The organism is Immundisolibacter sp., from assembly GCF_041601295.1.
Lineage (GTDB): Bacteria > Pseudomonadota > Gammaproteobacteria > Immundisolibacterales > Immundisolibacteraceae > Immundisolibacter.
On record NZ_JBFIII010000088.1, the window covers coordinates 1 to 12,388 of the forward strand.

14 protein-coding genes are annotated in these 12,388 nt (G+C 65.9%); 7 read left to right on the top strand and 7 right to left on the bottom strand.

The window, feature by feature from the left end:
* Positions 1-139: 139 nt before the first annotated feature.
* Positions 140-2,629 carry an ABC transporter permease gene (locus ABZF37_RS11235; RefSeq protein WP_372719931.1) on the bottom strand — a complete coding sequence of 830 codons (2,490 nt, stop codon included), beginning with the start codon at positions 2,627-2,629 and terminating at the stop codon, positions 140-142.
* A 7-nt stretch (positions 2,630-2,636) separates the two neighbouring features.
* Complete coding sequence (locus ABZF37_RS11240) at positions 2,637-3,302, bottom strand: ABC transporter ATP-binding protein (protein WP_372719933.1); 666 nt, start codon at positions 3,300-3,302, stop codon at positions 2,637-2,639.
* Positions 3,303-3,366: 64 nt separating this feature from the next.
* Between ABZF37_RS11240 and ABZF37_RS11245 the strand changes: the two genes are divergently transcribed.
* Positions 3,367-3,933 (top strand): arylesterase, encoded by a 567-nt coding sequence (locus tag ABZF37_RS11245; RefSeq protein WP_372719935.1) that lies wholly within the window; start codon positions 3,367-3,369, stop codon positions 3,931-3,933.
* Positions 3,934-3,953: 20 nt separating this feature from the next.
* Here the strand turns inward: ABZF37_RS11245 and minE are convergent, their stop codons facing one another.
* The 4 genes from minE to ABZF37_RS11265 all read right to left on the bottom strand — a co-directional run bounded on the left by minE (position 3,954) and on the right by ABZF37_RS11265 (position 6,437).
* On the bottom strand, positions 3,954-4,223 hold the full coding sequence (gene minE / locus ABZF37_RS11250; RefSeq protein ID WP_372719937.1) for a cell division topological specificity factor MinE: 270 nt from the start codon (positions 4,221-4,223) through the stop codon (positions 3,954-3,956).
* Complete coding sequence (gene minD / locus ABZF37_RS11255; RefSeq protein ID WP_372719939.1) at positions 4,220-5,032, bottom strand: septum site-determining protein MinD; 813 nt, start codon at positions 5,030-5,032, stop codon at positions 4,220-4,222. The genes minE and minD overlap by 4 nt, the downstream gene beginning before the upstream one ends.
* 44 nt (positions 5,033-5,076) lie before the next feature.
* Positions 5,077-5,802: a septum site-determining protein MinC gene (gene minC / locus ABZF37_RS11260; RefSeq protein ID WP_372719941.1), complete on the bottom strand. Its 726-nt coding sequence runs from the start codon at positions 5,800-5,802 to the stop codon at positions 5,077-5,079.
* A 218-nt stretch (positions 5,803-6,020) separates the two neighbouring features.
* Positions 6,021-6,437 (bottom strand): TIGR04211 family SH3 domain-containing protein, encoded by a 417-nt coding sequence (locus tag ABZF37_RS11265; protein ID WP_372719943.1) that lies wholly within the window; start codon positions 6,435-6,437, stop codon positions 6,021-6,023.
* A 108-nt stretch (positions 6,438-6,545) separates the two neighbouring features.
* Between ABZF37_RS11265 and ABZF37_RS11270 the strand changes: the two genes are divergently transcribed.
* Entirely contained in the window at positions 6,546-7,673 is a 1,128-nt protein-coding gene (locus ABZF37_RS11270; RefSeq protein WP_372719945.1) for a peptidase C39 family protein, read from the top strand.
* Positions 7,674-7,680: 7 nt separating this feature from the next.
* Positions 7,681-9,159 carry a RimK family protein gene (locus ABZF37_RS11275; RefSeq protein WP_372719947.1) on the top strand — a complete coding sequence of 493 codons (1,479 nt, stop codon included), beginning with the start codon at positions 7,681-7,683 and terminating at the stop codon, positions 9,157-9,159.
* A gap of 31 nt (positions 9,160-9,190) precedes the next feature.
* Here ABZF37_RS11275 and ABZF37_RS11280 read toward each other — a convergent pair whose 3' ends face one another.
* Positions 9,191-9,967: an SDR family oxidoreductase gene (locus ABZF37_RS11280; protein WP_372719950.1), complete on the bottom strand. Its 777-nt coding sequence runs from the start codon at positions 9,965-9,967 to the stop codon at positions 9,191-9,193.
* 169 nt (positions 9,968-10,136) lie between these two features.
* Here ABZF37_RS11280 and ABZF37_RS11285 point away from each other — a divergent pair, with 169 nt between their 5' ends.
* The 4 genes from ABZF37_RS11285 to ABZF37_RS11300 all read left to right on the top strand — a co-directional run.
* Positions 10,137-10,418: a type II toxin-antitoxin system prevent-host-death family antitoxin gene (locus tag ABZF37_RS11285; protein WP_372719956.1), complete on the top strand. Its 282-nt coding sequence runs from the start codon at positions 10,137-10,139 to the stop codon at positions 10,416-10,418.
* A gap of 6 nt (positions 10,419-10,424) precedes the next feature.
* Positions 10,425-10,880 (top strand): putative toxin-antitoxin system toxin component, PIN family, encoded by a 456-nt coding sequence (locus ABZF37_RS11290; protein ID WP_372719952.1) that lies wholly within the window; start codon positions 10,425-10,427, stop codon positions 10,878-10,880.
* A 115-nt stretch (positions 10,881-10,995) separates the two neighbouring features.
* Entirely contained in the window at positions 10,996-12,174 is a 1,179-nt protein-coding gene (locus ABZF37_RS11295; RefSeq protein ID WP_372719954.1) for an acyl-CoA dehydrogenase family protein, read from the top strand.
* Positions 12,175-12,295: 121 nt separating this feature from the next.
* Positions 12,296-12,388 (top strand): transposase (locus ABZF37_RS11300; protein ID WP_372719958.1); only part of this gene is annotated, 93 nt, incomplete at its 3' end.

Here is a 12,388-nt window from a genome sequence, read left to right on the forward strand (position 1 = left end):
CCATGTTCGACCCGCCCCGCATCACCGGGTGCTTTGTCGCTCATCCTCGCAATAGCTGCGGCTATTGCGGTGGTTTGCTTCGCGCACTCGGTGCGCGGATGCGTGTCTGGGCATGTACGCAAACTTATAGCTTGAGGTACTAGGTGCTGCGCAGGCTTTGCATCGGTGGAGTGGACAACACCTGCCGCACGCCAAGCGTCCCGGTTACAGTCACCAGCGCGGTGCTCAGCAGTATGGCGGCTAGAATCGGCCAGGCGCTCGGCTGGTAGGGAATGTCGAGAAAGCGCACGCAGGCCACCGCGCCGGCAGCCAGCGCCACGCCGCTCCCGAGTACGGCCGCGGCACCGCCCAGCAGGGCAAAACGCAGGGTATAGATGGTCCCCAGCTGGCGGCGGCTGGCACCCAGAGTGCGCAGCACCGCCGCTTCGGTCAGCAGACGGCTGCGCTCGGCCAGGACGGCGGCCAGCAGGACGGCGAGCCCGGCCAGCACGGTGAAGCCGGCCAGAAACCCGGTGGCGCGGCTCAGGCGCGACACCATGTCCTGCAGGGTGCTGGTCATGGCGTCAAGATCAATCGCCGTCAGGTTGGGGTAGCGCTGAACCAGGGTGCGCAGCAACGCGTCGGCTTTGTTGGGGGCTATGTAGTAGCTGGTGACGTAGGTCGCCGGCAACGCGTCCAGGGCACCGGGCGAAAAGACCACGAAGAAGTTACTGCGCAGGCTCTCCCAATGGACCTCGCGCAGGCTGGTGATGACGCCGGTAACCTGCTGGCCGCTCACTTCGAAGGTGATGGTGCTGCCCAGGCCCACGCCCAGGGCCTGCGCCCACTCGTCCTCGGCCGAGATTTGCGCTGGTGTTGACGGGTCTGCGACCGGATCGCTCCACCAACGGCCGGCCAGCAGCGGGTTGTCGGGTTCGGGGTCGGCGCGCCAGGTAAGGTTGTTCTCGCGGTCCAGGTAGCGGCGCGCCCGCATCCCTGTGGCCGGTTTTGGCGGCTGGCCATCGATGGCGCTAAGGCGCGCTCGCACCATGGGCCGCAGGTCCACACCCTGCGCACCACCGTCGACCAGCATGCGCTGCACTTCGTCACGCTGGTCGGGTTGCACGTCGATCAGGAACCGGTTCGGGGCTTCCACTGGCACGCGCAATTGCCACTGCCGTAACAAATCGGCTTCCACCAGTGCCGGCGCCAGGATCGCCAGTACGCCGAATCCCAGCGCCGCCACCGCGAGCACGGTATGCATGGGCGCGCGGCCGAATGCCGCCGTCGCGTAACGCCAGGCAAACGGCCCGGCCCCTGACATTCGGCGTGCCAGCAGCGCCAGCAGACGCGCGCCCAAGCCGAACAGCGCGGCCGCCGCCAGCAGCAGGCCCAGTGCCACCAACCCGCGGTCGACACTCCCGCTGAGCCATCCATACACGCCAGCGCACAGCAGCAGAGCCAGGACCAGACCCCAGCCTTCAACCCCCGCGAAACCCCCGCCGCCCCCACTGGGTGCACGCAGCACCGCCACGGGCGGCGTGCTGCCCAGGCGCATCAGGGGTGGCGTGGCGACAGCAAGGCTGACCAGCAACGCCAGCAGCACGGCTACAGGCAGTACACCAAAACTGGCTGGCGGCAGATCCGGGGGTATCAGTCCGCTCAGCAGCAGCGGCAGCAGCCGCTCGAGCGCATTGCCGGCGGCGGCCCCGAGCAGGCCGCCCAAAAGCGCAACGGTTGTTATCAAACCGGCGTAGGTCAGCAGTATCAGCCGCTGGCTGGCGCCCAGAGCCTTCAGCGTGGCCGCAGTCAGCAGACGGCGCTCGGTCAGGTTGGCTGTGGCCAGTACCACCGCCGCCGCCGCCAGCACGACACCCGCCAGGGCCACCAGACGCAGGAAGTCGGTCGCTTGCTGCGTGATGTCGCGGGTCTCTTGGATGCCATCTTTGGCGGTTTCTACGGCAAGCTGGTCCGGCAGCGCGGCTTTGAGCTGCGCCAGCAAGGCGCTGCGGCTGGCCGCCGGTGGGTCGTATAGCAGCCGACTACGCACGCGACTTTGCGCTGACACCAGACGCGTTGCTGGCAGGTCGGACAAATTCATCAGAACCCGTGGGCCGATGCTGAAGGCGCCGGCCACGCGGTCCGGTTCGTTGGCAATGGTGCCGGCCACGGTAAACACGCTGTAACCCAGGTCAATGCGATCGCCGATGCCGATGCCCAGTTGCGCCAGCAGCACCGGTTCCACCCACAGCTCTCCGGTTGCCGGAGCGTGTTGCGCGCCATGGCCGTCGATCACGAGCTCGCCGAGCAGCGGATAGGCGTCATCGACAGCCTTGAGCTCAACCAGACGCAGGCGGTCGGCTGCTGAAGCCATGGTGGGCAGTTCCAGAACCGTGGCCGCCGGACGCAAGCTTGCCGGAAGGCCCGCCGCGACCGACCGCAAGTCCCGTTGCTCCGTGACCTGTACCGAGCCGCCCAGCAGAACCGCGGCGCGGGCGTCGATAGCGGCCTGGACGCGCTGGGCGAAACCGCTGACGCTGGTCAGCGCCGCGACGCCTATGACCACCGCCAGCAACATGGCCAGCAGCAACGGGTCAGGTCGTCGCAGTTCGCCGCGCAGCAAGCGGCCGGCGGTGCGCAGTTCGCTCATGCCGGGACTACTCAACCAGGCGCCCGGCATTGAGTGTGAGTCGCCGGTCGACGCGAGCGGCAAGCGCCTCGTCGTGAGTGACTACCACCAGGGTGGTAACGCGTTCGCGATTCAGGTCGAGCATCAACTCCAGCACCCCTGCCGCGCTGGCGGCGTCGAGGCTGCCGGTTGGCTCGTCCGCGAACAGCACCTGCGGCTGACCGACAAAGGCGCGCGCCAGCGCCACACGCTGCTGTTCGCCACCGGACAGGGTGGGTGGATAGTGCTGGGCGCGCTCGGCCAGTCCGACCCGATCGAGCATTTCGCGGGCGCGGTCGCGGGCATTACGCTCGCCACGCAGCTCCAGCGGCAGGGCCACGTTGTCGAGCGCAGTCAGGTTACCGAGCAACTGGAAATTCTGGAATACGAAGCCGACGTGGCCCCGGCGCAGGGCGGCGCGGGCGTCTTCATCAAGAGCCGTCAGCTCGGCTCCGGCAAGCCACAGGCGGCCAGCGCTCGGCAGGTCCAACCCGGCCAACAGCGCCAGTAACGTGGTCTTGCCGCTGCCGGATGGGCCGACGATGGCGCAGCGTTCACCGGCTTCGATAGCCAGGTCGACGGGCTGTAATATGTCCAGCCTTCCTTGCGGCGAGGTAACCCATTTGGCGACCCCCTGGGCGCGTATCACAAGCATTTGTCTCCTGTTGTGGGTGGGTTTCGCTCAGGCCGCTCCGACTCTGCCGCCTGGGTCTATCGTTGTGCTCGGCGACAGTCTGAGCGCGGGCTACGGGCTGCCCTCAGGCGCGGCCTGGCCGCAGCGGCTCGCCACGGCGCTGCACCAGCACAAGCTGCCCTGGACCGTGGTCAACGCAGCCATCAGTGGCGACACCAGTGCCGGCGGGCGGGCCCGCCTGGCGGCGCTGCTGGCCGCCGAGCAGCCGGTGTTGGTGTTGGTCGAACTGGGCGCCAACGATGCCCTGCGCGGCCAGCCACTTGCCACCACGGGTGACAATCTGCGCGCCATCATCGGCCAGGTGCAGGCGAGCGGCGCCCGCGCCGGGCTGATTGGCATGGAAATTCCGCCAAACTTTGGCCCCGTCTACACGCGCCAGTTTCGAACCATGTACCGGCAGGTGGCCGATGACACCGGCGCACCGCTGCTGCCGTTTCTGCTGGCACCGATCGCCACCGACCCGACGGCTTTTCTGGAAGATGGCATCCACCCCACGGCGGCTGCACAGGCGCCGATCGCCGAGCATGTGGCGGATTGGCTGAACGCCGCTTTTGGCCTGCCGCCACTTGCGCTCGCAAGCACCGGCCGCTGAGCCGGTCGGCGAAGGCCGCATCAACCGCGAGCGCCCGCCGGTGAGTCCGGCAACGTGATGTTCAGCTCCAGAATGTCGCAGTCGGCCTGGCGGTCGACGTCCACCTTGACGGCGCTGTCGTCCACCTTCACGTAACGGCGGACCACTTCAAGCAGGTCGCGTTGCAGATCAACGAAATATGCCGGCCGACTGTTCTCGCGCCGCTGATGGGCGATGACAATTTGCAGCCGCTCCTTGGCGACCGAGGCGCTCGGTTTGCGTCCGCTACGCAGGAATTCGAAGATTCTCACGCCCGCCCTCCGCCGAACAGTCGTCGCAGCAAACCGCGCTCTTCGGTTACGAAGCGCAGCGGTTTCTGCTCACCAAGAAAACGCGACACGGTGTCGGAGTAGGCCAGCGCGGCGTCGGTGTTGGCGTCCAGAATCACCGGCGTGCCGGCGTTGGAGGCGGCCAGCACGGTCGCCGATTCCGGGATCACGCCCAGCAGCGGTATTCCGAGAATGTCGCCAACGTCGTCCAGGCTCAGCATCTCACCCTTGCCGACTCGCTTCGGGCAGTAGCGCGTGACTACCAGATGTTCGCGTACCCGGCCGCCCTGTTCGGCGCAACGGGTCTTGCTGGCCAGCAGCCCGAGAATGCGGTCCGAATCGCGCACCGAAGACACTTCGGGGTTGGTGACGACCAGCGCCTCGTCAGCAAAGTACATGGCCAGATGCGCGCCTTTCTCTATGCCTGCCGGCGAGTCGCACACGATGTAGTCGAATTCTTTGGCCAGTTCGTCCAGTACCCGCTGCACGCCGTCCAGGGTAAGAGCGTCCTTGTCGCGGGTCTGGGATGCCGCCAGGATCGCCAGCCCTTCCACGCGCTTGTCGCGAATCAGCGCCTGGTGCAGCTGAGCTTCCCCGTGGATGACGTTGACAAAGTCATAAACCACGCGCCGCTCGACGCCCATGATCAGGTCCAGATTACGCAGGCCGACGTCGAAGTCGATGACCACGGTCTTGTGTCCGCGCAATGCTAGGCCCGTGCCAAACGCGGCACTGGTGGTGGTTTTGCCCACCCCACCCTTGCCGGAGGTGGTGACGATAATGCGTGCCAAGGCGTTGTCCTCTGTACGGATTGTTTTGTAAGAGCGGAAATGATTCAGAGCGCATTTATGATCAGATCTTCGCCTTCCAGGTACACCTGCGCCGGTTGGCCGTGTAGCGCCGGATCAATGTCGTCAGCCACCTGGTAGCAGCCGGCGATGGCGATCATCTCCGCCTCCAGGGCGCGGCAGTAGATACGGGCGCTGGTATTGCCGCGTAAGCCCGCCAGCGCGCGGCCGCGCAGCGGCCCGTAGACGTGAATGTGGCCATCGGCCAGCAATTCGGCGCCGGGACTGACCGCCGCCAGCACCACCAGGTCACCGCGCGAATACACCTGTTGACCCGATCGCACCGGCTGGGTCACCACCCGCGTTGGTGCGGGTGCGGCGTCGGTCTGTTGCGCCTCCGCCTCTGACGCCGGCTCGGTCGCCGGATCTGGGTCGGGCGCGGTTTCGGCCTCCGGCGGCAGGCGTGTTTCGCCGAGGAAGCCAAAACCGGCCGCTGCGGCCGCTGCGGCGACTGTTTCTCCGCCCCCGCGTACCGCTACGGGTACGAAGCCGTGGCGGGCGACCAACGCGCGCAATCCGGCAAGGTCCAGTGCCTCGGCCTGCTCAAAATCGCCGAGGTCGATCAGCAGCGGGGCGCGGTCGAACATCGCCGGCGCCTGCGCCACCTTGGCGGTAAGGCCGGCGTCGATCGCGGACAAATCGGTGCTCAGCGGCTTCAGGATTGACAGCGTCACAAGGCTGCCCTTGAGCCGAAAGGGTGAACTTGAAGTCATGCACAGCTTGGGTTGGAGCTGCCGCGCACTGGCGGCGCCGATACCTTAGCAGAGGGCGCGGCGGGCGCCTAGGGAAACGCTAGGTAGGTTTGAAAATTCGGGCTCTGGCCAGAGCCGATGCGGCAGCCGTTAATGTAAGTAATTAATTATTAATAATTTTCTTGTCAAAAAATGTCCTGATGCTGATACTCATTCAGCGTCCGACAGTTTCCCGCCAATCAATGAAAACCGCCCCGACGTGGTCGTCGACGCCAGCGCAGAGCGGGCAGAATCAAACCAAGTAGCATGCCCGCCCCCAGCACCCCGGCGCCGATTACCAGCCACTGGCGCCGTTCGTCCGTTTGCAAGGCCACCAGTTCGCCGCGCAGTCCGTCCAACTGGGCTTGCAGGGTCTGTAGCTGTTGTTCCAGTTGCCGGTTGTGATTGGCCAGTACGTCGGCCTGCGCCGCGGCATCCTGCAGCGTCGGCTGTTGCGCCAGCAGGGCTTCGTGTTCTTTTTTCAAGACGCGCAATGCCTGCACCGGGTCGAGCACCTCGGCGGTCGGCGGGTTCGCCTCAGCGGGCGCGCCAACGGCTGCCGGAGTGGCGGCCAGCAGGGCCAACGCGAGGGTAAGTGCACATCGGTTTCGGGTCATGGACAGGGACTCAGCGACAGATTAGCCGGCATTCTAGCAAGTGCGCCATCTGTGCCCTGATCCGGGTCGTACAATGCCGGTACGCCACGCTGTGAACTGCCCCTGGACATGATCCGCCCCGCCACGCTCGACGACCTGGACGCCCTGGTAGCGATCGAGACTCGCTGCTTTGACATTGACCGCCTCAGCCGGCGTAGTTTTCGCCACCTGCTGACGCGTGGCCAGGCCGTCACACTGGTTAGCGAACAGGACCAGAAGCTGAGCGGCTACGGCATGGTGTTGTTCAATGCCGGCACCTCGCTGGGGCGCCTCTACTCGTTCGCGATCGACCCCGGACGCCAGCGCCAGGGCCTGGGTCACAGGCTACTGGAGGCCTGCGAGAAGAACGCCCTGGCGCGCGAGTGCGTGACCCTGCGCCTGGAAGTTCGACCCGATAACGCGGCTGCTATCCGGCTGTATGAGGCGCGCGGTTACCGTCGCTTCGGCGTGCTCGAGGATTACTACGAAGATCACGTCGAAGCCCTGCGCTACGAAAAACGGCTCGCCCCGCACCTCAAGCCCGACCTGGTGCCGGTGCCGTACTACAAGCAGACGCTCGATTTCACCTGCGGTCCGGCGGTACTGATGATGGCGATGAAGGCGCTGCGCCCCGAGCAAGCGAACAATCGCAAGCTCGAACTGCGCCTGTGGCGCGAGTCGACCACCGTGTTCATGACTTCGGGCCACGGCGGCTGCGGGCCCTACGGGATGGCGTTGGCAGCCTGGCAACGCGGGTTTGATGTCGAGGTCTACGTTAAGGACCGTCGCGCCCTGTTTGTCGATTCCGTGCGCAGCCTCGACAAGAAAGTCGTCATCGAACTGGTCCAGGAGGATTTTCTGGACCAGTTGCGAGCCCTGCCGGTGCCGCTGCATCGGGGAACCGTAAGCCTGGATCAGTTGCAAGTCGCGTTCGAGGATGGGGGTATCCCCATCGTGCTGATCAGCTCCTACCGCATCTACCGCGAGAAATTTCCGCACTGGGTGGTGGTCACAGGCTTCGACGAGCACTACATCTATGTGCACGATCCGTTCGTTGATGACGAAGCCGGCAAAACCCGCATGGACTGCATCAACATGCCGATCCTGAAGAAGGACTTCCAGCGCATGGCGCGCTACGGCAAGGCCGGCCAGCGCGCCGCGCTGGTGATCCGTCGCCGGGCGCAAGCCAATGAACTGACCGCCGCAACCGGGACCTGAGAACTCCATGTCGATACATTTGGTGGTGGTCGAACACCGGCGCGACTGGCTGGCGCACTTTCCCGCGGCCCTGGTGGTTACCGTGCAGGACTACCTGGCCACCCCCGATTACCAGAAGATGCGCGACGTGCGGGTGCTGAACCTGTGTCGCGGTTACCGCTACCTGAGCCTGGGCTATTACTGCTCGCTGCTGGCCGAGGCGCGCCGGCACCGGGTAATCCCGGCCATGCGCGCCATCACCGACCTGTCGGCCAAGGCCATTTACAGCCTGGGCGCCGAGGATCTGGACAGCCAGGTGCACAAGTCGCTGTCGCGGCGGGTGGCCGGCGAAGCCGGTCGTGACGAGTTCGAAATGGACATCTACTTCGGGCGCTGCGCTGACGACGCGTTGCAGAATCTGGCCGAGGAAATCTTTGACCTGTTCCCGTGCCCGCTGCTGCGGGTGCAGTTCGAACATGACAGCAAGTGGCGTATCAGCGCCATCCGGCCGCTTTCGCTCAGCGCCATCCCGGCCGAGCAGCAAGCGCTGTTCATCGCCGGTTTCGAGGCCTACGTCAGCAAACGCTGGCGCTCGCCACGGGTGCGCGAACTGGCCCGCTACGACATCGCCATCCTGCATGACCCGACCGAGAAATTGCCACCGACCAGCGCCCGCGGTCTGCAGCGCTTCATCCGTGCCGGCAAAAAACTCGATCTGTCGGTCGACCTCATCGTGCGCAAGGACTACGGCCGCCTGGCCGAGTATGACGCGCTGTTCATCCGCGAGACCACCGCCATCGATCACCACACCTACCGCTTTGCCAAGCGCGCGCAGGCCGAGGGCATGGCGGTGCTCGACGACCCGGACTCCATCGTCAAGTGCACCAACAAGGTCTACCTGCACGAGTTGCTCAGCGCCAACCGGGTGCCGGTGCCGCGCACGCGGGTCCTGCAGAAGGGCCAGCTTGAAAGCCTGCCGGCGGATGCGGTGACCTACCCGGCAGTGGTCAAGATCCCCGATGGCTCGTTCTCGCGTGGCGTGCACAAGGCCGAGAACCGGCAGCAGCTGGAGCAATACGCCCGCGAGCTGCTGCGCGAGTCGGACCTCATCCTGCTGCAGGAGTTTGTCTATACGGAATTTGATTGGCGCATCGGCGTGCTGAACCGCCAGCCGATCTTTGCCTGCCAGTACTTTATGTCCAAGCACCACTGGCAGATCGTCAAACACGGTGCCGATGGCCAGTTCACGGAAGGCGGGGCGCGTACCGTGGCGGTGGAGGATGCCCCGCCGCAAGTGGTAAAAACCGCACTCGCCGCCGCCAACCTGATCGGCGACGGCTTCTACGGCGTGGACATCAAACAGGCCGGCGAGCGGGTGGTGGTGATCGAGGTCAACGACAACCCGAACGTCGACCCCGGCGTCGAGGACGCGGTGCTCGGCGATCGGCTGTACGAGCTGATCCTGGAAGACCTGGCGCGGCGCCTGGACGAGCGGCGCGCCAGATAGGACAGCCGCGGCTGTCCTTTTCCGATTCGGCTCAGCGCAGCGTCAGCCCGCCATCGGCCACGATCACCTGCCCGGTAATCCAGCGCGCGTCGGTCGAGCACAGCATGGCAATCACACGCGCAATGTCGTCCGCATCGCCAACCCGGCCGCGTGGCGTGCGCTTGACCCACTCGGCTGCCGCCGCGGCATAACCGCCTGGCTCGTGTTTATCTGCCCACAGGCGGGCCGAATCGGTGGCCACAAAACCCGGCACCACGCAGTTGGCGTTAATACCCAGCGGCGCCAGTTCCGTGGCCAGGTAGCGTGTCAGCGTCTCCACAGCCGCCTTGGCCGCGCCCAGCAGGCCGTGGCCCGGCAGGCAGCGCACCGTGTCGAAGCCCGACACGGTAACGATGTTGCCGGTTCGCCCCTGCATCAGCGGCACCGCCGAACGCACCAGCGTCAGCAATGATTGCACGCTGGTGTCCAGCGTCATGCCCACGTTATGCGGGGCCAGATCCAGCAGCGGCTTGAAGGCGGTGGAGGCGGCATTGCCGATCAGCAGGTCCAGCCGGCCGAACTCGGCGCCGACCCGTGCCACCGCCTCCGCGACCGCCTCCTGGTCACGTAAATCTGCCTGCACGGCGATGGCACGCACGCCGGCCGCGCGCGCCTCGCTGCACACGGCCAGCGCCGCTTCCTCGTCGCGCCGGTAATGGACGGCAATGTCCGCCCCGCGGCGCGCCAGCAGCAGGGCGGTGGCGCGGCCAATGCCGCGCGAGCTGCCGGTGATAAGGGCCACCTGGCCGCGAAAGGGCTGTTCTGCCATGACTCCTCCCAATCGTTGTGTTGGCGGCACGGCGCCGCCCGCCGGTTGGCAGTGTGCCGGAGCCGGCCAGCGCGGCAAAGCGATCCACTCGCCTTGTTCGTTGCGTCTTTCGAGGCGTGTGCTTCAGATTGGTTATACTGACCATTATGATCAATATGGCGAGGCCACCATGATTACCGAAACCACCGCCGTTACCTTCCGCCAGAATCTCGGCGACATGCTCAACCGGGTGCAATACCGCCACGACAGCATCGTCGTCAACAAGGATGGCAAGCCTGTCGCCGCACTGGTGGACGCCCAATTGTTTGCGCGAATTCGCCGCATGCAGGCGCGTTTCGATGCCTTGTCCGAACGTATCGAGGCGGGCTTTGCGGCCGTCCCCGAGGCGGACGGGCTGGTCGAAATCGACGCCGCCGTTGCCGAGGTCCGGGCACAGAAAAAAACGCGCTGAACCGGCATGGGCGCGCTGCGCGTCGTGCTGGACACCAACGTTTTGCTGTCCGGCATTGCCTATCCGGGCAGCATCCCCGGCAAGATCGTGGCCGCGTGGCGACGTGGCTCAGTCGAGGTGTTGCTGTCCGACTACATCCTTGAGGAACTGCGTCGCGTGCTGCCCCGACTGGCGCATCGGCACGGGCTGTCCGCAACTCAGATCGACGACCTGGTCGACGCGCTGGCCATCCAGTGTGACCTGATCGAACCCGCCGAACCGGCAGGCGTCGTCTTGCGCGACATCGACGATCAGCCGGTGCTCGGTACCTTGCTGGCGGCGCTGCAAACCAGCGGCGCGGATTACCTGATTACCGGCGACGGCGATCTGCTGGCCGTGGCGCAGTCCTACCCGATCATCAGCCCTGCCGACTTCTGGGCGGCGCATGGCACTGTCGAAACGGGGCCTGTCGACGGCGAGTAGCCCATGCACCGCCAGGTTCCACACCCCTGCAATACCGGATACGTGACAGGCACGGCGCCAGGACTGCGCTAATGTGACCTACGGCGACAGGGTATGGGCGTAGGAGACCACCACAATGAGCGATTTTCGGCTGGATGACGATCTGGAAGCCTTTCGCGCGCAGGTGCGCACGCTCGCCGAGCGCGAATTCGCGCCCCGCGCCGCGCACTGGGACGAGCACGAGGAATTTCCGGAGGCCAACCGCCGCTTGCTGGGCGAGCTGGGCTACTTCGGCACGCTGATTCCGCCCGAGTACGGCGGTTCGGGCGGGCGCATCATCCAGTCCTGCCTGCTGGTGGAAGAAGTCGCCCGTGTCTGCTTCAACACCGCCAGCGTGTGCCAGATCGCCGTGCACGGACCCTCGCGGGCCATCACCGTGCTGGGCAGCGAGGCCATCAAGCGCCGTCTGTTGCCCGGCGTCGTCACTGGCGAACACCTGATCGCCATCAGCATCTCGGAGCCACAGGCCGGCTCGGCGGTCACGGATCTGCGCACCCGCGCCTTGGACGTGGGCGATGCCTACCTGCTCAATGGCCACAAGTGCTTCACCACGCTGGGCAACTACTGCACGCATCTGCTGGTGATGTGCCGCTTTGGCGAGTCCAGCGGCGCGCGCGGTATCGGCGCGCTGATCGTGGACCGCGACACGCCGGGCCTGCACCTGGGCAAACCGGACAAGAAAATGGGCGGCCGAGGCGCGCCCGAGTGCGAGGTGTTCTTCGACGATTGCCGGGTGCCCAAGGCCAACCTGCTGGTGCCGGGCGACCCCAACTCCACGGCCGGCTTCAAGCGCCTGATGGATGCCTTCGGGCCGGAGCGCTGCGGCAATGCCGCGATTTGCGTCGGCCTGGCACAAGGCGCCTACGACACGGCGCTGGCGTATGCCCAGCAGCGCGAGCAGTTCGGCCGGCCGATCATGGAATTCCAGGGCATCCAGTGGAAGATCGCCGACATGGCGACGCAGCTGCACGCCGCCCGGCTGATGGTGTACCGGGCCGCCACCAGCGAGCGCGACGGTTTTCCGGACCCGCGCGACACCACCATGGCCAAGCTGTACGCCAACGAGATGGTGCAGCGGGTTACCAGCGAGGCGCTGCAAATTCACGGCCACAGCGGCTACACGCGCACCCTGCCGCTGGAGCGGATGATGCGCGACGGGCGCGGCTACGCGGTCGGCGGCGGCACCGTGGAAATCCTGCGCAACACCCTCGCCGCGCTGGAGTTCGGGCGTGGCTTTGATCAGCGGCGGGGGTAGCTCGTTTGCGGTGCGCCAAGGCGCGAGCCGCACCCCTGGCCGAACCGTGGTCTCGACGTCCCCCCGGTTTTGGGTAGCACGGCGATTTGGAGTCCAATCCCACCTGACCAGGAGATTGGACGTGAAGAAGCGGTTTTCCGAAGAGCAGATCATTGGCTTCCTGCGTGAAGCCGACGCCGGCATGGCGGTCAAGGACCTGTGCCGCCGGCATGGC